Origin of the sequence: Epilithonimonas sp. (assembly GCF_036780765.1) — a bacterium.
Taxonomy (GTDB): Bacteria; Bacteroidota; Bacteroidia; order Flavobacteriales; family Weeksellaceae; genus Epilithonimonas.
Map to the genome: position 1 here is coordinate 25,400 of NZ_DAIQCG010000008.1, position 18,585 is coordinate 43,984.

The 18,585-nt window shown below is 34.4% G+C and carries 20 protein-coding genes and 1 pseudogene; 9 read left to right on the top strand and 12 right to left on the bottom strand.

Annotation, left to right across the window (positions count from 1 at the left end; genetic code table 11):
• Positions 1–179: 179 nt before the first annotated feature.
• Positions 180–683: a 5-(carboxyamino)imidazole ribonucleotide mutase gene (gene purE, locus V7P73_RS11850; RefSeq protein ID WP_333853953.1), complete on the bottom strand. Its 504-nt coding sequence runs from the start codon at positions 681–683 to the stop codon at positions 180–182.
• Between the two features lie 35 nt (positions 684–718).
• Between purE and V7P73_RS11855 the strand changes: the two genes are divergently transcribed.
• Positions 719–1,549, top strand: a complete 831-nt coding sequence (locus tag V7P73_RS11855) for a DMT family transporter (RefSeq protein WP_333853954.1) — start codon at positions 719–721, stop codon at positions 1,547–1,549.
• Between the two features lie 187 nt (positions 1,550–1,736).
• Positions 1,737–2,237, top strand: coding sequence for a hypothetical protein (locus V7P73_RS11860; RefSeq protein WP_333853955.1), 501 nt, complete (start codon positions 1,737–1,739; stop codon positions 2,235–2,237).
• A gap of 52 nt (positions 2,238–2,289) precedes the next feature.
• Here the strand turns inward: V7P73_RS11860 and V7P73_RS11865 are convergent, their stop codons facing one another.
• On the bottom strand, positions 2,290–3,399 hold the full coding sequence (locus V7P73_RS11865) for a 5-(carboxyamino)imidazole ribonucleotide synthase (protein WP_333853957.1): 1,110 nt from the start codon (positions 3,397–3,399) through the stop codon (positions 2,290–2,292).
• A gap of 113 nt (positions 3,400–3,512) precedes the next feature.
• The gene (locus tag V7P73_RS11870; RefSeq protein ID WP_333853959.1) at positions 3,513–3,953 is read right to left on the bottom strand and encodes a nuclear transport factor 2 family protein; all 441 of its coding nucleotides are present in this window, start codon (positions 3,951–3,953) and stop codon (positions 3,513–3,515) included.
• Positions 3,954–4,134: 181 nt separating this feature from the next.
• Here V7P73_RS11870 and V7P73_RS11875 point away from each other — a divergent pair, with 181 nt between their 5' ends.
• Both V7P73_RS11875 and V7P73_RS11880 read left to right on the top strand, forming a co-directional pair.
• Positions 4,135–4,965, top strand: coding sequence for a sulfite exporter TauE/SafE family protein (locus tag V7P73_RS11875; RefSeq protein ID WP_333853960.1), 831 nt, complete (start codon positions 4,135–4,137; stop codon positions 4,963–4,965).
• Entirely contained in the window at positions 4,965–5,351 is a 387-nt protein-coding gene (locus tag V7P73_RS11880) for a DUF1634 domain-containing protein (protein ID WP_333853962.1), read from the top strand. The genes V7P73_RS11875 and V7P73_RS11880 overlap by 1 nt, the downstream gene beginning before the upstream one ends.
• A 69-nt stretch (positions 5,352–5,420) precedes the next feature.
• On the opposite strand, the gene gloA2 is transcribed toward V7P73_RS11880, so the two are convergent.
• From gloA2 to V7P73_RS11895, 3 genes and pseudogenes are all read right to left on the bottom strand, one after another.
• Positions 5,421–5,798: an SMU1112c/YaeR family gloxylase I-like metalloprotein gene (gloA2, locus tag V7P73_RS11885; protein WP_333853964.1), complete on the bottom strand. Its 378-nt coding sequence runs from the start codon at positions 5,796–5,798 to the stop codon at positions 5,421–5,423.
• Positions 5,799–5,804: 6 nt separating this feature from the next.
• A pseudogene (locus tag V7P73_RS11890) lies at positions 5,805–5,987 on the bottom strand (GOB family subclass B3 metallo-beta-lactamase); the annotation flags it as partial.
• A 53-nt stretch (positions 5,988–6,040) separates the two neighbouring features.
• Entirely contained in the window at positions 6,041–7,105 is a 1,065-nt protein-coding gene (locus V7P73_RS11895) for a diphosphomevalonate/mevalonate 3,5-bisphosphate decarboxylase family protein (protein ID WP_333853966.1), read from the bottom strand.
• Between the two features lie 710 nt (positions 7,106–7,815).
• On the opposite strand from V7P73_RS11895, the gene V7P73_RS11900 reads away from it, so the two are divergent.
• The 3 genes from V7P73_RS11900 to V7P73_RS11910 all read left to right on the top strand — a co-directional run bounded on the left by V7P73_RS11900 (position 7,816) and on the right by V7P73_RS11910 (position 10,613).
• A complete protein-coding gene (locus V7P73_RS11900; RefSeq protein WP_333853968.1) occupies positions 7,816–8,721 on the top strand; it encodes an ABC transporter ATP-binding protein in 906 nt (301 codons plus the stop codon).
• A 66-nt stretch (positions 8,722–8,787) separates the two neighbouring features.
• Complete coding sequence (locus tag V7P73_RS11905; protein WP_333853970.1) at positions 8,788–10,098, top strand: ABC transporter permease; 1,311 nt, start codon at positions 8,788–8,790, stop codon at positions 10,096–10,098.
• 47 nt (positions 10,099–10,145) lie between these two features.
• Positions 10,146–10,613 (top strand): lipocalin family protein, encoded by a 468-nt coding sequence (locus V7P73_RS11910; protein WP_333853972.1) that lies wholly within the window; start codon positions 10,146–10,148, stop codon positions 10,611–10,613.
• Between the two features lie 37 nt (positions 10,614–10,650).
• Here V7P73_RS11910 and V7P73_RS11915 read toward each other — a convergent pair whose 3' ends face one another.
• The 3 genes from V7P73_RS11915 to V7P73_RS11925 form a co-directional block, all read right to left on the bottom strand.
• Positions 10,651–12,003, bottom strand: coding sequence for a DEAD/DEAH box helicase (locus V7P73_RS11915; RefSeq protein ID WP_333853974.1), 1,353 nt, complete (start codon positions 12,001–12,003; stop codon positions 10,651–10,653).
• A 154-nt stretch (positions 12,004–12,157) separates the two neighbouring features.
• The gene (locus V7P73_RS11920) at positions 12,158–12,745 is read right to left on the bottom strand and encodes a hypothetical protein (protein WP_333853976.1); all 588 of its coding nucleotides are present in this window, start codon (positions 12,743–12,745) and stop codon (positions 12,158–12,160) included.
• A 29-nt stretch (positions 12,746–12,774) separates the two neighbouring features.
• Positions 12,775–13,935, bottom strand: coding sequence for a sensor histidine kinase (locus tag V7P73_RS11925; RefSeq protein ID WP_333853977.1), 1,161 nt, complete (start codon positions 13,933–13,935; stop codon positions 12,775–12,777).
• A 125-nt stretch (positions 13,936–14,060) separates the two neighbouring features.
• Between V7P73_RS11925 and V7P73_RS11930 the strand changes: the two genes are divergently transcribed.
• Positions 14,061–14,927: an aldose 1-epimerase family protein gene (locus tag V7P73_RS11930; protein ID WP_333853978.1), complete on the top strand. Its 867-nt coding sequence runs from the start codon at positions 14,061–14,063 to the stop codon at positions 14,925–14,927.
• 222 nt (positions 14,928–15,149) lie between these two features.
• Here V7P73_RS11930 and V7P73_RS11935 read toward each other — a convergent pair whose 3' ends face one another.
• Genes V7P73_RS11935 through V7P73_RS11945 form a run of 3 tightly spaced genes read right to left on the bottom strand, consistent with a single transcriptional unit; the run spans position 15,150 to position 18,033 of the window.
• Positions 15,150–15,686: a hypothetical protein gene (locus tag V7P73_RS11935; RefSeq protein ID WP_333853980.1), complete on the bottom strand. Its 537-nt coding sequence runs from the start codon at positions 15,684–15,686 to the stop codon at positions 15,150–15,152.
• Entirely contained in the window at positions 15,679–15,999 is a 321-nt protein-coding gene (locus tag V7P73_RS11940; RefSeq protein WP_333853982.1) for a hypothetical protein, read from the bottom strand. Before V7P73_RS11940 ends, V7P73_RS11935 begins: the two co-directional genes overlap by 8 nt.
• 42 nt (positions 16,000–16,041) lie before the next feature.
• A complete protein-coding gene (locus V7P73_RS11945; protein WP_333853984.1) occupies positions 16,042–18,033 on the bottom strand; it encodes a S9 family peptidase in 1,992 nt (663 codons plus the stop codon).
• A gap of 188 nt (positions 18,034–18,221) precedes the next feature.
• Here V7P73_RS11945 and secG point away from each other — a divergent pair, with 188 nt between their 5' ends.
• Entirely contained in the window at positions 18,222–18,560 is a 339-nt protein-coding gene (secG, locus tag V7P73_RS11950; RefSeq protein ID WP_333853986.1) for a preprotein translocase subunit SecG, read from the top strand.
• The last annotated feature ends 25 nt before the right edge of the window (positions 18,561–18,585 follow it).

Sequence of the window (18,585 nt, forward strand, 5' to 3'; positions counted from 1 at the left end):
TTTGTCATTCCGAAGGAATCTAGACGTAGAAATTTTTACAGAATGACAATATTGCGTGTTTGTGTGAAAATATTGTTTTTATGTCTAATCTGCAGCCCGGCTTGAGCGGAGCTCTTTTTCTTTTTTCACAAAAAAGAAAAAAGCGGGAGCGGAAGACGGATTAAGCTGCCCAAATCATTCTATTTATCAAACTGATTCGGATGCTGTTTCTTGATGTCTTCAACTGTTCCAAGAACTTTATCTTTCAGCGAATCCTGATATTTTTGTAATCTTTCAGAAACTTGAGAATCGGAAGTTCCAATGATTTTCGCAGCGAGAATTCCGGCATTGGCAGCGCCATTCAGAGCAACTGTCGCAACAGGAATCCCAGAAGGCATTTGCAGAATCGATAAAACAGAATCCCACCCATCGATAGAATTGCTGGACAAAATAGGAACGCCAACAACGGGCAAAGTGGTACAACTGGCAACCATCCCGGGAAGATGCGCCGCTCCGCCAGCTCCTGCTACAATAACTTTCAGACCTCTTTCTTTCGCTGTTTTTGCATAATCGAACATACGTTCCGGCGTTCTGTGCGCAGAAACGACTGTTAGTTCGTAAGGGATTTCCAGAGATTTTAGAAAATCTGCAGCTTGCTGCATTATTGGCAAATCACTTTGACTGCCCATTATTATTCCGACCATTTCAATTTTTATTAGATGTTCAAAGATAAAGATTTATGCGCAAAAGCGAAGTTTTTGAAATATCTTTGTTACTTATATTTTCAGCTTTGAATTCCAAAATCATTATCGCTATTTGCATTGTCGCCATCGTTTGGGGAACTACTTTCCTCGGCATCAAAATAGGTGTAGAAACTGTTCCGCCTTGGTTTGTTGCGGGTTTTCGTCAGTTTTTAGCATCATTGATTTTATTACCTATCCTGATTTACTCCAAAAACCTGAAATGGATTGGCTGGAAAAACTTCAGAGTTCAAATCACGTTAGCTTCATTGATGTTGATTGGTGCCAATGGTTTGACAACGGTTGCAGAGAAAGAATTGACCAGTAGTTTAACGTCATTAATCAGTGCACTTTCCCCAGTTTTTATCTTCATCGGAAGTATGATTATCGGAATGGAAAAATTCACTATCAGAACTTTAATTGGTCTATTGATGGGATTTTCTGGCATTTTATTTATTTTCTGGGACGGAATCAACGATTTGATGATTCCGGAATACAGAAATGGATTATTAATTCTCATTTTAGCTATATTTTGCTGGGCAAGCGGAACGATTTACACGAAAAAACTGCACGTTCAAAACAACAATCTTTTCTTGAATCTGTTTTATCAATTCGCTTGGGCTGGGATTGTTCAGTTGATTTTCGCGTTCACATTTTCTGATACGATTGATGTTTCAGCTTGGTCTGTAAAAAGTATTTCTGCGATTGTTTATTTAGCAGTTTTCGGTTCTGTTTTGGCATTTTATGCTTACAATTATTTACTTAAAACACTTCTGCCTACGCAGGTTTCCATTTTGTCTTATGTCAATACAACATCAGTATTTTCCTGAGTTGGTTGATTTTGGATGAAGTTATTTCTGCAAAATTCATCACTGCCGCAGTATTAATTATTTGTGGCGTTTTCATTATCAATTATAAACCTGGGATGTTCAAGCAACAAAAAATTAATCATTCATAAAAAATTGGCAATTAAATTGATAAGTAAAAATTACAAACAACATTTATAAATTTCTTACTATGAAAAATTTAATGCTTACAGCTTCCGCAGCTGCATTATTGTTCGCAACATCTTGTACCAAACAGGAAAAAACGGTTGTTACAGATAATAACAACGATACAGTTGCGGTCGTAACTTCAGAAACTTCTACCCTATCAGAAACTGATGCAAAAGCAGCTGTATACAAAGCTCAAGCTGATCTAGACGCTGCCATAAAAAGAGGAGACAAACAAGCTGAAGCTGCTTCCAGAAAAGCTTTAGCTGATGCTAATACGGCTTGGGACAATGCAAAAGCAGCAATGGGAAATGCCGCCCAAGATGCTAAAGATGGAGTAGATCAAGCTGTAGACAAAACAAAAGTTGCCGCTGAAAATGCCAAACAAGACATGAAAGATGCTGCTCAGGATACCAAAGAAGCCATCAATAAAACAACGCAAGATGCAAAAGCAGCCAGCAAGAAAGCAGCAGATGATACTAAAGAAGCTTACAATAATACACTTGAGAAAATGAAAGCAAAATAATTTTCATTTTTTATAACAAAAAAAGCAAGGTCTAAAACCTTGCTTTACTTTTTTATGCAATAACTCGCACCAGAGATTTTATATGAATTAGTTTTTTCATCAACTCTTCCTTGGAATCTGCCAGAACATTAATGTGTCCCATTTTTCTTCCGGGTTTGGTTTCTTTTTTTCCATAAAGATGAACATAGGTTTTTGGAAGTTTGAGAACTTCTTCCAGACCTTCATATTTCACTTTTCCTGAATAATTGTCTTCGCCGACAAGATTCAGCATTCCTGAAAACCCGAAAACTTCTGTATCCGCTAAAGGCGAGTTGGTCACAACTCTATAAAATTGCTCAAACTGAGAATTTGAGTTACCTTCTTGTGATTGATGTCCAGAATTGTGAAGTCTTGGAGCCGTTTCATTGACCCAGACTTTTCCATTTTTGTCAAGGAACAATTCGATGGCGAAAAGCCCTGCAGAATCTGCACTTTTGATGAATTGATTCGCAATTACATCAATTTCTTTTTGGGTTTCATCAGAAATATCAGCTGGACAAATATTGAAATCAAGAAGATTCAGTTTTGAATCGGCAACCATTTCTGTCACAGGAAATGTTTTGATTTCTCCGTTTTCGTTTTTAGCAACAATCACGGATAATTCTTTATCAATATCAACAAGATTTTCCAAAACAGATTCTTGAGTCCAAAGATTTCTCCAATCGTCATTGGAACGAAGTAGCTGAACACCTTTTCCGTCGTAACCGCCTGTATTCAGTTTTTGGACAAATGGAATTTGGATTTTGATTTCATCTTCACTTCCATCCATAATTTCAAATTCAGGAGACGGAATTCTATTTTCCTCATAAAATTGTTTCTGGAGAATCTTCTGCTGAATAATTTTGATAATTTTAGAATTAGGAACGACTTTTACACCTTGATTTTCGAGTTCTTCAAGTGCATCTGCATTTACGTGTTCTATCTCGATTGTTACAACATCTTTGTCTCTTCCAAATTCCAAAACAGTGTCATAATCATTGAAATCACCTTTTGTGAAATGCGAAATATTTGCACAAGAACATTCTGGATTTGGGTCTAGAACATAGAATTCATCATCATATTTCAATGCTTCCTGAATGAACATTCGACCGAGTTGTCCACCTCCTAAAATTCCGATTTTCATTTTTTACTTTATTTTTAGATTTATTTTTAAACGCAAATTTCGCAAATTATTTTTTGACTAAAGTCAATTGATTTTTAAATTAAAAAATGGGCTAAAGCCCATTCCTATTGATATTATTTCCTACAATTATCTTTTCTTCTTGTATCGATGATGTATTGGATTTTCCATTCGCTATTCGATTTTACCAATTGAAAAGAATTGACTCCGCAATGCGAGAATTGGCTTTTGTAATAAAAATCATAAGGCGTCCAAACCGAAGCCAGATTTCCGTCAATCAAGATATTTGAAAATTTGATTCTTTCATCCAGACTTTGCTTTTCAGCTTTAGAAATACTTAACACAAAATCATTAATATTTTCATTTTTGACTTGGCCAGTCTTGGTTATCGTCTGCAAAACAGCATTTTTAGAAAACGATTTTCTAATCAATACAGAATCAGAAGTTTTCATTCCATTAAATAATTGATTAACCGTTGCTTTAACCCAATCCTCTTCTGAAGTCTGAGAAAACCCAAAAATGGGCAGAATACTCAATAACAAAAATCCGATTTTCATCTGTCAATATTTTCTACAAAAATAGAGATTTTTTTGCTGGTGTTGCTTGGTTTAAATGACATAAAATTGAAGCTAAAGTCTCTCATTTCATATGAATTTGGTAGAAATTATAGGAATCAAAAACATAGAAATTTATTCAATTTTAAGACAAAATTCTTCTCAAAGGTTTTATATTTGTCGGATGTCAGAAATCATAATTCTCTTTATTGGAGCGATTGCTGCCGGATTGATGGGTTCTCTTACAGGTCTGGGTGGCGGTGTCATCATTATTCCTCTTCTCACACTTGGTTTTGGTGTTCCGATGCATTATGCGATTGGCGCTTCTCTTATCTCGGTTATTGGAACTTCTTCTGGCGCAGCAGTGGCTTTTGTAAAAGAAGGTTTTACCAATATGCGAATCGGAATGTTTTTGGAGATTGCAACCACAACGGGAGCTGTTTCCGGAGCTTTGGTCTCAGGATTTCTAAATCCGAATACAATTGGGATTATTTTTGCGAGTATTCTAATTTTGACAGTTTTATTAAATCTTAAAGGAAAACCTGACCATCAGGAAGAATTAATCAAAGGTAGTTTGGCTGATAAACTCAAGCTTTATGGAACTTTCCCAGATAAAGACGGCATCAAACATTATGCTTCCCGAAATACAATCCCAGGATTTTTGATGATGGTTTTTGCAGGCGCAATGTCTGGGCTTTTAGGAATTGGTTCTGGTGCTTTGAAGGTTTTGGCAATGGATAATATGATGAAATTACCTTTCAAAGTTTCCACTACAACAAGTAACTTTATGATTGGTGTAACGGCTGTTGCTGGCGCCTTGATTTATTTTCAAAGAGGACAGATTATTCCAGTAATCGCCGCACCGGTTTTGATTGGTGTAGTTGTAGGAAGTTTTATTGGTTCTAAAACTTTAATGGTTTCTAAAACGAAGAAACTGAAAGTATTTTTCGCAATCGTAATCACGATTCTTTCAATTTATATGATGTACAACGGTGTCAATAAAAATTTCCATTAATGAGAACAAAACCATTTACAGACGTTGATTTAAACCGTTCCGTTGGAAATCTTTTAAGATTGGGCGTAATTCTTTCCGTAGTAACTTCTCTAATTGGCTTTATTAAACTCTTTTCAGAAGGTTTTGTGATGCCAAGAAAATACAGACTTTTGGAAATGGGAGATTCCTCCGAAAAAGTCTGGGGAAGCTTCTGGGATTCGCTTTGTAAAGGTGAAGGAATGGCGATTATTCAATTGGGAATTTTGCTTTTGATATTAACGCCATTAGTCAGAATTATCTTTGCATTAATCGGATATTTGAAAGAAAAAGATTACACTTATGTCATCATTTCTCTCATTGTTTTGACAATTATGGTTGTAAGTTTTCTAACTGGTTACGCTCATTAGTATAATTGATAATCGATAAATGATAATTGATTTTCAAAGTCTTTTATCTATCCGTCTATTATCTCAAGTTTAATTTTCATAAAACTCCAAAGGTAAATTATCAGGATCGGTTGTAAAGAAGAATTTCTTATCCGTAAATTCATCAATTCTGATTTCTTCGCATTCTAATCCCTTTGAAATTAATTCGTTTCTTTTTTCTTCTAAATTTTCAACTGAAAAAGCGAGATGACGAAGTCCACAACTTTCCGGTCTTGAAGGTCGAGCTGGCGGATTTGGGAAAGAGAATAATTCAATCACATAATGTTCTCCGATTGCTAAATCCAGTTTGTAAGACTGTCTTTCTTCACGATAAACTTCCCGAATATTATTAAGTCCTAAAACTTCTGTATAGAATTTTTTTGAAACTTCGTAATCTGAACAAATGATGGCGATATGATGGATTTTCATTTTATTTTATTTTGATTCCTCTTTCAATTTTTCCAAATAATCAGTTTCCAATTCTTTCAGCTGTTTGAAATAATTTCCCTTATCCATAAACAATTTCGGATTATAAGCATCTCCAGATTTATGTCTCTCGTGCAAATTGAATTGGCTTGCATGCGAAGCTACCCAAACATCAAAATCAAGTTTTTTCATTATTAATTATATTGATTTTAACTTCTGACTTCTAACATCTAGCTTCTGACTTCTTAAAACCTCATCACATCTTTCACTACTCCACCTTTCTGAGTCAATGGAATCAGTTCTGTTTTGATGAAATCTGTGATTCTGTCGTTGTCGATATCATTCGGGAAAAGAAGATGAACATTTGCACCTGCGTCTAAAGTGAAAAATAATGATAATCCTGTAATTCTTCTGAAATCCCAAATCTTATTAATAACTTCCAGAGTTCCCGTTTTCATCAGAATAAATGCCGGCTCGCTCATCATCATCATTGCGTGAAGTGTCAAAGCCTCGTGCTCGACCAATTTGATGAAACCTTCCATATCGCCAGATGAAAGAATAGTTTTTAGTTTGGTAAAATTCTCGTGTGCTTCTTGGAAACGTCTTTCTGCATATGGATTGGTGTCCATCAAACCGTGACCAACCGTTGAAGAAACCGATTTCTGACCTTCGTGAATCAGTAATACCCAATCGTTAAAGTTTTTGAAAATCGGATGAATCTCATCATTATTATAAGGAACTGCAAACAAATCTGAACTACCTTCCACTTCTTCAGTTTTTCCCCAAACAACCAAACCTTCATAAAGACTTCTGCAAGCACTTCCGCTTCCTAATCTTGCAAGAAAACTTTCTTTTTTCTCTTTTGTCAGGCTGAGGCTCTCGAAGCCTTCTTTATTAAAAATCTCATCCAGATTCATCAGACATTTTGCAATTGCTCCAAAACCGGAAGCTGAACTTGCGATTCCTGAGCTGTGGGGAAATGTATTTTCGGTTTTAATGATATACTTTCCTTTCAGAATCCAAGGCAGATATTGCTCGATGTTTTTGAAATATTTTTCAATTTTCTCAGCGAATTTTCCCTCTTCATTTCCCGCCAAAAAAGTTTGTACAGAAAAGTCTTCTCCAGCAAAAAACTCCATCGTCGTGTTGGTTCTGCAATGGTTCAAAGTATAGCTGATACTTGGATTGGCCGGAATTTGATTTTCGTATTTTCCCCAATATTTGATGAGTGCAATATTGGAAGGACAGCTTGCAGAAACGAGTTGATTGGATATCTGGAATTGGGAACTTCCCAAAAATTCTTGAGTCATAGTTTGGATTTTAGCAAATTGCTTTTGTAGCGCAAATTTAATTATTTTAAATTCGACTTTGGGGTTTTGAATACAAAGTCCACAAAGATTTTTTGAACTTATTAAAAATATTTTGTAGATAGCTAAGAATATAATCTCAAAGCAATGGGATTACTTCTACGGAGCTTTGACTATATCAGTTAACTCCTAAAGAGCTTGGATAAGCTCAAAACACATTTCGAAGAGTGGTTGATCCATTACAAAGTCTTGTTGATTAAGTTAGTAATGCCTTTGATTTAATTAGTTAACTCATTGATTTATTACGTTGAAGCGTTGATTCATTTCGTTAGGTCGTTGATTCATTACGTTGAGGCGTTGATTCATTACGTTGAGGCAAATGCACGGATTTCATTACAAATCAGCAAGTTGCAAAAATCATTAATTCTATTTTTTTATGATAAAAATTGATTAATGAATCCCAGTAAGTCGTAATTGAGTTTTGGCGTAATGATAAAGTACAGTTGAATTACAAAGTATTTATGTAACATTTTTGTCTTTTTTAAACTAATTTTGTGAGGTTTTAAAATCGTTGAGAAGAAAGACGAAACCTCAATATAGCCCCGATGGTAGCGGTATCCTTTTTTGCAAAAAAAAGATATAGCGGACAGCGGGTTGGAATAGTGAATCGAAGGACCAATCGTCTTGCTTCTAAAAAAATTAAAAAAATCTGTATGCTGAGAGCAGAACATATCAAAAAAACATACAACGCCGGGAAGAAAATTGCGCTTCAGGACTTTTCTATTGAAGTTCCAACTGCGAGTATTTATGGCCTTCTTGGACCAAATGGTGCAGGAAAAACGTCGTTTATCCGAATCATTAATCAAATCACTCAGGCTGATGAGGGAAATGTTTGGATTGACGGCCAAAAACTGAATCTAGAACATATCAAAAACATTGGTTATATGCCGGAAGAACGCGGTCTTTACAAGAATATGACGGTGGGCGACCAGCTTTTGTATTTTGGTGAATTGAAAGGAATGTCCCGACAAGAAGCACTTTCACAAGCGAAATTTTGGTTCGAGCAACTTAATATCGACCAATGGTGGAAGAAAAAACTGAGTGAACTTTCGAAAGGAATGGCACAGAAAATCCAGTTTGTGGTCACGGTTCTGCATCGTCCGAAATTACTGATTCTGGATGAGCCTTTTTCAGGATTTGACCCAGTGAATGCGAACCTCATCAAAGACCAGATCATTCGCCTGAAAAACGAAGGAACGACAATAATCTTATCGACTCACAGAATGGAAAGTGTAGAGGAAATGTGTGATTTTGTGGCGCTCATCAACAATTCTAAGAAAGTCTTGGATGGGAAAGTTTTTGATGTTCGAGAACAGTTTAAACAAAATGTTTTTTCTGTGGTTTTGTCGGATGTGAATTCTGAAAACCTGGAGGAACTGACGAGAAAGTATCAAATCGAAAATCTTGGAACTGCGAATGGTCTTTTCAATTTTGAATTGAAAAATACAGAGAATCAAAACATTCTTTTGCAAGACCTTCTGAAAACGGGAACGATAAGAACCTTCAACGAGAAAATCCCGAGTATGAATGAGGTTTTCATTAATGCTGTTCGTGGTTGATAGTTGACGGATTTTACATTTTACTTTTTACTTTTTACTTAATACATTTTACTTTTTACAAAAAGAATGAAAAATATATTCCTCATAACGAAAAGAGAATTTCTGACGCAGGTTAAGAAAAAATCTTTTATTATTTTGACGATTTTGGCCCCATTGATGATAGTGGGATTTGGTGCGTTAATTGGTTTTATGTTTAAAGCCAACGAAGCTGAATACAAATTTGAAGTGGTTGACAAAAGCGGAATTTTCGCTGGTCAATTGAAATCAACAAAAGATATTACTTACACTTTTGTATCAACCAACGTAGAAAATGCTCTAGTTAAAAGCCTGAAAGAAATGAAAGGTTCTGACGGAATCCTCATAATTCCAGAACTGAAAGATAAGAATTTTGATGCGCTGGAAAGTGGAACAAAACTACTAACGAATAAAAAAATTGGCATCGATACAAAATCTGCTATTGCGACAGACCTAAGCAATATTCTGAAAAAAGAAAAAATAAAACAACTGGGAATCTCCGAAGACAGAATTGTAAATCTTGATAAAAATTTCAAAATCATTTCTCAAAATGTGACGGAAAGTGACAGCCCAGAAAGTGATCTCGCTTTCGGAATTAAAACAGCGTTGAGTTTTGGACTAATGTATGTGGTTTTTATGTTCATCATCATTTACGGCGTTCGTGTGATGCGAAGCGTTTTGGAAGAAAAAAACAACCGTGTTGTGGAAATCATCATTTCGTCCGTAAAACCTTTTGAGTTGATGATGGGAAAAATCTTGGGTGTGACTTTGGTCGCTTTGACACAGTTTATTATTTGGATTGCGATGTCTGTGACTGCTGCACTTTTCCTTAATACAGGATTTGCTGCGATGCAAAAAAATATGCCTGCAGAACAAAGCGAGATAATGAAAAATATGGATTTTCAACAAATTGCAACCGAGGTTTCTCATATCCTTTTGGATATGAATTATGTAGGAATCATTAGCGTTTTTGTATTTTTCTTTTTGTTCGGTTATATCTTTTACAGCTCGATGTATGCAGCGATTGGAAGTGCAGTTGATAATGAAACGGAAACTCAACAGTTTACGATGTTTGCGATTGTTCCGTTGATGTTGGGACTTTACGGAAGTTTCACTATTATGAATAACCCAGATGGTCCGATGGCTTTTTGGCTGTCGATTATTCCATTTACTTCGCCAGTTGCGATGATTGCGAGAATTCCGTTTGGTGTTCCGCTTTGGGAGATTTTGTTATCGATTTTCCTATTGATTGCTTCTACGCTACTGATGGTTTATATTGCTGCGAAAATCTATAGAGTTGGGATTTTGATGTACGGAAATAAGGCAAATTTGAAGGAGATCTGGAAGTGGATTAGGAGTTGATTTTCATTATTAATCAATTTTTATTTTATTTGTAGAAAATTAATACCGTGAAAAAACTTATTCTATTTGCCTTAGCTTCACTAGCAATTATTTCTTGCAGAAAAGATGATGATAATGAAGAAACAAAACCTTCATTTGTAGGAACTTGGAAGCTTATTGATTACAGGTTTGTATCTGGAAAAGATGGTTCTATAATTTATTCCAATACAATTCCAGAGTCAGATTGTAGAAAAAAGTCCAATTACATTTATAAAACTAATGGAAAATTTATAAATGAATTTTTTCTAAATCCTATTACTGGAGAATGTGGCAATATCGCTTTCCAAGATGAAATGGATTACATCTATAATGAATCTACAAAAACAATGACCTATAAAGCTGATGGCTTAACCCGAGATATTGTTACTGTAAATTCTCTTTCCAAAACTGAACTTCAAATTGTCGTAAGTGACAAAGCCGACCAAAATTCGGATGGAATTATTGATAAAGTAATTGGTATTTATATCAAACAATAAAACTAAAGACGCCTCATAAAATCCTGAGGCATTTTTTTTATTTCTTTCTCTTAGCTTTTGACTTTGCTTTCTGTTGCGCTCTATTCGCTCCAAATTTCTTCGGTGGTTTTCTCTTACTTGGTCCTCCAAGATTAATTTTCTTGTTCTTATCCTTTTTCTCGTGGAAAGCAGATTCGCCTTCGTTGAGTTTTGCTGTGGTTAGGAATTTCATTTTCACTTCATCCTGTTCAGACGCGATTTTGACTTTAGAAATAGTAACTTCTTCTGGGAATTCGGTTTTATTGATTTCTTTATCCATCAATAATTCGATGTCGAGAAGTTGAGCTTCTTCTTTTTTGGTGTAGAAAGTAATAGCGATTCCGTCTTTATCTGCACGTCCGGTTCTACCGATTCTGTGAATGTACTGCTCCGGAACTTCAGGAACCTCGAAGTTGAAAACGTGAGAAATATCCGGAATATCCAAACCTCTCGCCATAATATCTGTCGTAATCACACCTCGCAATTCTTCATTACTGAATTCCTGCATTACTCTTAATCTGAAATTCTGAGATTTATTCGAGTGAATGACTCCAAATTCATCTGGAAATTCAACATTTAGTTTATCAAAAATTAAATCTGCGTGTTTTTTATTATTAGCGAAAATCAAGATTTTTTCAAGATTATCTTCGGTTTTCAAAAGATGAATTAATAGATTCAATTTGGTATTGAAATTATCTACAGGAATCGCAGACTGCGCAATTTTTTCCAAAGGTGTTCCCGATCTTGCCAAGGAAATCTCGATTGGAGAAGCGAAATATTCGTTCAATATTTCGTCTAGAGCTTCCGTCATTGTTGCGGAGAAAAGAATGTTTTGTCTTTTCTCTTTCATCATTTCGAAAATGTGCGTGAGTTGCGGACGGAAACCAAGATTCAGCATTTCGTCAAATTCATCAATGATTAATTTATTAACTTCTCTGAGAGAAATCGCATTATCAATCGACAAATCCATTACTCTACCCGGAGTTCCAACCAAAATATCACATCCGTCATTGAACAACAATTTCTGCGTATTGATATTTTTCCCACCATAAACTCCGATAACTCTTGCAGTGATATTTTCCGTCAGTTTTTCAAGAACTTCCGTCACCTGAACCACCAATTCTCTTGTAGGAACGAGAACCAAAACCGTCGGATTTCCCGTTTTGTTATATTTCCAAGTTTTGAGAACAGGAAGCAGATAAGCCAAAGTTTTTCCGGTTCCGGTCTGTGCAATTCCCATTACATCACGACCTGAAAGAATCGGTTTCAAACTTTTTTCCTGAATCGGCGTCGGTTCAAATAAATCTAAATCGGCTAGAACATCAAGAATCTTTTCCGGTAAATCGAAATCTGCAAAAGTGGTTTTATTCATTTTGCAAAGATATGGATTTTGAAATCAAAGGGAATTAGGATTATGTTAGACTTTTATTGATATTCAATTATTCAATCCTTGTTTACTATATCAATAAATTTAACTCTAATAATAAAATAAAATTGTATTTCTTAAATATATTAATACTAATTTTTTAATCATTTGACCTTTGAAAGGTTTTAATAATTTCATATTGAAATTCATTATAGCTTCCTTTATCGTAATTAATATTTAAAAAATATAAGACAATCAAGTTATCGTTGTCATAAAAATAAATATAATTCGCGAAATCATTGTGTTCCGCAATTTCATAGCTTAAAAAATTAATATTATTAGTTTTATAAAATTTAAAATCCGTCCTATTTGTCACATTATTATTTTTAATGTTTTTAATAATTTTTTCTTTAGTTAAATCATTTATATTTTCATTTAATCCAACATTAAAATTAATCTTCTTTTTAAAATACATAAATAAAAGACTAAAATTTTTATTTTTTGAAATTATATAAGCTTTGTTATCTATATCAAATTCTTGTTTCTTAAAATTTGCTTTGATAATATTAAATTCACTATCAGAAAAAGAAATTTCTTTAAATTCCTTAGGAATTCGAAATTGAAATCCATTTTCAAAAATAATTTTTTTAGATGGCGGTGGTGGTGGAGTATAAATAGGATAATCTTTTTTTTGAGAATAAAAAAAACAACAACAAATTAAAAAAAACATTGATAAAAATTTTTCCATATTTAATTTTTTAAATTATAATTTCAATATCATTTCTGCTCTTCCTTCAAAATAATCCTAAAAGTCGTTCCTTTTCCAAGCTCGGAACTTGCAATTCTCACATCGCCTTTGTGATACTCTGACACTACTCTTTTCGTTAAAGACAATCCCAAGCCCCAACCCCGTTTTTTGGTAGAAAATCCAGGTTTGAAGGCATTTCGGATTTGTTGTTTTGTCATTCCGCTTCCGGTATCGGTGACATCGATATAAACACTTTTATTTTTTTTGTAAAGTGACAATTCTAATTTTCCTTCTCCTTTCATTGCATCAACTGCATTTTTTACTAGGTTTTCAATCACCCAACTCATCAGGATTCTGCTGTGTGGAACAAGAACTGGTTCATAAGTTTTCCTTAAAGTGAATTCAACTTTTGTGGAAATTCTGGATTTCAAATAATCGAAATTTTGCTGAACAGTTTCATTGATATCCAAATCATTAAGCGTAGGAATTGAACCGATTTTAGAAAATCTTTCGGAAATGGTTTTCAGTCGGTTAACATCCATTTCCAATTCTTTCACGCCTAATCCGTTTTCATCTTCCAGCTTCATAATCTCGACCCAGCCAATCATTGACGACAATGGCGTTCCAATCTGATGTGCGGTTTCTTTTGCCAAACCTGCCCAAACGAAACCTTCGTCGGTTTTCTTCAGTAATCGTAGAAACCAAAATGAAAAAACGAGATATAATGAAATGAACAATGCTAATAGTAAAGGATAATAACGCAGATAATTCATCAAATCAGAATTATCATAATACAAATATTGATTGTTAAAATCCGGCAACTGAATCTCGAATGGCGGATATTTATTTTCCATTTCGTTAATTTTAGCTTTCAGTTTGGATTTGTCTGCTAAAATGTCTTCTGAAATTCCTCTACTTTCTAAAACTTCTCTTTTTTTATTGGTCAAAATGATCGGCAAATCCTCGTTTTCGCTAATGACATAAAGAGCTAATTCATTGAATCTCGGGTCTACATCACTATCCTGAAGATAACGCATTGCCGTCGCCAGAGATGTGATTCTCTCGGTTTCTTTGCCTCTAAGGTGTTGAATGAGGAAATTGGAAGAAATAATAATTCCTACAACAATGGAAGTCAGTATAATATATACGACCCAGCTATTGATGCGTTTCAGAAAATTAAGACCTTTCATTATTGCTTATTAAACGGCAATTTAGGAATTTATTATATAAAAATTAGATGTTAGATTTTAGACATTAGATATCAGCGTAAAATTTGAAGATTAATGTTGATATTTGTATTAGATAAATTAAAAAAATGATAACGATTCAAAATAATAAACTAAAAGCGACTTTCAATGAACTTGGAGCGGAATTGACATCTCTCATTAATCTAGAAACCGGAAAAGAAATAATGTGGAGCGGGAATCCTGATTTTTGGGGCGGACAAAGTCCTGTGCTTTTTCCAACTGTTGGCGCTTTGAAAAATGAACAATTTATTTTTGAAGGTAAAACTTATGAATTGCCTCGCCACGGTTTTGCAAGAAGACGCGTTTTTGAAATTAAAAATTCTTCTGAAACCGAAGTTATTTTTGAATTGAAGTCTGATGAAGAATCTTTGAAAATCTATCCTTTCGAATTCAGTTTGGAAATCAAATATACTTTGGTTGAGAACAAACTGACTGTTTCTTATCAAGTGAAAAATCTGTCTGAAAAAGAAATGTATTTTTCACTTGGAGCGCATCCTGGATTCGCCATCGACACAGAAAATGGTTTGACTTATAATGATTATGAAATTGCTTTTTCTGATGATGAAAAACTGGAAATCCATCCTTTGGTTGATAACCTTATCAGCAATGAAACAAAAACCATCGAACTTAACAATAAAACGTTGCCTTTATCTTACGAATTATTCTCAAAAGACGCTTTGGTAATGACCACAATGAAAAGTCGGGAATTGATTTTGAGAAATAAAAAGAATAATCATAAAGTGATTTTTTCTTATTCTAATTTTCCATATTTCGGGATTTGGGCAGCGAAAAATGCAGATTTTGTTTGTCTGGAACCTTGGCAGGGAATTGCAGATTTGGAAAACCACAATCAGGAATTGACGGAGAAATTTGGGATTTTGAAATTGGAAAAGAATGAAGATTGGAAAGCTGGTTGGGCTGTTGAGATTGAGTAATTTTTATTGCAAAGTCGCTAAAATTTTATTAATATCTTTTAAAAGAGTCGTAAAATAAAACCCCTACAGAATTTGAAACTCTGAAGGGGTTTTATTTTTCCAATGTAACTAGATTAATAAAAAAATGTGGAATTGAAAATCAGCAGCGAGAAAATATTATAAAATTTTCAATTTAGACTTTTAACCCCGTATTTTGCCAATACTATCTATGTGCAGTTCTTTTTACCAGAATTTCCATTTATTTTTCTTAGTTAAGTTCTTAATTGAGTTTTTATCATTCGGTTTGATATTTTCTTTTCTAGATTTTAGTTGCGTTTCAATGTCAAGTCTGAATTTCCCTAACGTTCCATTATAATAAAATCCACTATTATAATCATTCTCAGAGTAATTAATTTCAACTTTAATTTTGCCTATTATTTCAATTTCTTCTGTAATTTTTCTAAAAGAAATTTTGTAGCACCAACCAATATTGAATCTATTCGATGAATTTGGAAATTTGGAAAATAAAGCTTCTGCATTCTCAAAATCTGCAATTGTGGGTTTACTATTTTTATAAATGTTTGTAGCAACAATCAAATTCAATCCTAATTCGGTATCTCTAACTTCCTCTAAAACTATAAGTCCACCAAAGAAATTATTTTCAAGTTTTATAGAAATGCAATCACCTTTTTCGAAGTAAGGCTGTCTTATTATCTTTTTTTTTCTTGCTTTTGGTTTTTCTTTTTCTGTACTAAGAGTTTCAAGAAATTTATCAAGCAAGTTTTCTTTTCTTTATATCTTTTTCATTAGCACCAAGTTCTTTCCAGACAACAATGTCAGAGTCTGATTCAATGATTTCTTTTACTTTCTTGTATATTTTTGGTTCAAGTTTTTGACATTCCCATTGTGCTTTTGCTAATGCAAACCAAAAATTATTTGAATCTTCATTACTGTTAATTTCTTCATTGTAGCTAATGATTAGTTTTTCAGTTATTTCTGTAGTTTCTAATCCATCATTATATAGTTGAAAAAAATCTTGATATACATCTTGAAAAGAATCATTTGATGAAATTGAAGTTCCCCAAGCTCCCATTTAACACACGGTTTTTATAGAATTGCACATAACACTTCTCAATTATAAAGTTTCCTTCAGCCAATCAAAAAATTCTCTTTGCCAAACCAAACCGTTTTGCGGATGAAGAACCCAGTGATTCTCGTTCGGAAAGTAAAGAAATTTCGTTTTAAGACCTTTCAGTTTTGCTGCTTGGAACGCTTCCTGACCTTGCTCATAAGGAACACGGAAATCTATTCCGCCTTGGATAACCATAATTGGCTTATTCCATTTGTCTACAAAATTGCTTGGATTAAATTCTGAATAAGCTTTCGGCGTTGGTTTTTGCCAGTAATTTCCACCTAAATCCCAATTCGCAAACCAAAGTTCCTCTGTCGTTCCGTACCAAGATTTCATATCAAATAACCCATCATGTGCGATAAAAGTCTTGAATCTATTCTCGTGAACACCAGCTAACATAAACACAGAATAACCACCATAACTTGCGCCAACAGCTGCTACTCTGTTTCCGTCTACATAAGGTAGAGTTTTTGCAAAATCTGTCGCTGACAAATAGTCTCTGATTGGTTGTCCGCCCCAATCTCCACTGATTTCTTCATTCCATTTTACGCCCCAACCAGGCATTCCTCTCCTGTTCGGCGCGACTACGATATAACCGTTTGCTGCCATCAAAGCGAAATTCCATCTTGTGGAGAAAAACTGCGTCAATCCAGATTGTGGACCTCCTTGACAATAAACCAAAGTTGGATATTTTTTATTCGGGTCAAAGTTCGGTGGATAATGGAACCAAACGCCCATTTGTTTTCCGTCCGTGGTTTTTATCATTTTCAGTTCAGATTTTCCCTGCACCAATTTGGAATAATTATCTTTGTTAATGTCAGTAATCTGTTTCAAAGAACCTTTAGCATCAACCTCGAATAAATCAGCACTGTGATTGATATCGGTTTTTGTGACCCAAAGTTTTCCTTTGTTCTCCAAAACAACATCATTGATATCAAAATCTCCTTTTGTCAGTTGTTTAACAGTTTTATTTTTGACATCAACCGAGAATAACTGTTTTGTTCCTCTGAAAGCCGAAGTGAAATAAATCAATTTGGAATCCGAAGCCCATTTTACATCGCCCGTTACACTTTCGTCCCAAGCTTTGGTCAAATTGGTTTTAGCTTTGGACTTCCAATCCATAATTACGATATCATTTTTATCAGCTTCGTAACCATCTCTTTCCATCGAATTCCAAAGCAAAAATTTCCCATCATTACTGAATTTCGGATTAACATCGTAACCCATCATTCCTTCTGTCAGATTCGTGGTTTTTCCAGAAGCTAGGTTGTAAGCGAAAATATCTGTGTTGGTACTTTGAGCGTATTCCGCTCCTGATTTCGCTTTAGTCACATAAAGCAATTCCGAAGAATCTGGACTCCAGACAAAATCTTCTGCACCACCAAATGGTTTCTGTGGTGAATCAAACGCTTTTCCTTCTAACAAATCTTTCGCTTTATCCGCAGATTCTGTTGCATTAACCACAAAAACGTGATTGTAAGAACCTTCATTCCAAGCGTCCCAATGACGGTGGTTAAGGTCTGTATAAATTTGAGCTGTTGTTTTTGGTAAGTCTTTGTATTTATCTTTTCCAAGAAGATTTTCAATTTGAACAGCCTTACTAAAAGCTACTTTTTTACCGTCAGGAGAAATTACAATATTATCAACTTCGCCAACATTATAAAACTCTGACCAAGTTTTCCCTAAATCTTTTGACAAGAAAATCTTGTTGTTTTCTAGAGCATATATTCCGTTTTTATCCCATTGAATCAGGCTTTTCTTGCCCAAATCAATTTTCGTAGATTTTCCAGAAACATCCAACCAGAAAGTTTCTGAGTTAGATTTTTCGGTTTTAAGATCTGTTTTGCTGATTTTGTAAATCAGAGAAGAATTATCCGGAGAAACGGACTGAACCCCAAGTCGGTTGAGTGTCCACATTATTTCCGGTGTCATTACCTGTTGTGCATTCATCATAAAAGGTGCTGCGGTTGCAACAAGAATATGTTTTAGTTTCATTAATAACAATTTTAAAAACTTAGCGAAGGTATTAAATATTGCTGTAAATGTAACAATGAGTAATTTCATCTATTTAAATTCTCTCATCAACGAAAACGATATTGTGAAGTTTCTTAAGAAATAAGTTTTTATTTATTGATTTATAATCATTATATTTGCGCTTCAAAATTTATTATCAAGACAATACTATGAGCACAATATTTACGCTGTTTATGATTCTAATTATCATTGCTAGCATTTTATTAGTTATCATCATTATGGCGCAAAATCCAAAAGGAGGTGGACTTTCCGGAACTTTTGGAGGTGCATCTGCTGCTAATTTCGGGGTTCAGAGAACCAATGATTTTATGGAAAAGGCAACTTGGACTTTAGGAACTACAATTGTAGTTTTGATTTTCTTAAGTATCATTCTTACAGGAAAGCCATCGCAAATAGCACCATCTCTTCCTACACCAACGAAATCTGAGGCGCCTGCAAAAGCACCAGCAAATAGTGCTCCTCCTACACAAGCTCCAGCGACTAAATAATTAAAACTTATTTATAAAAATAAAA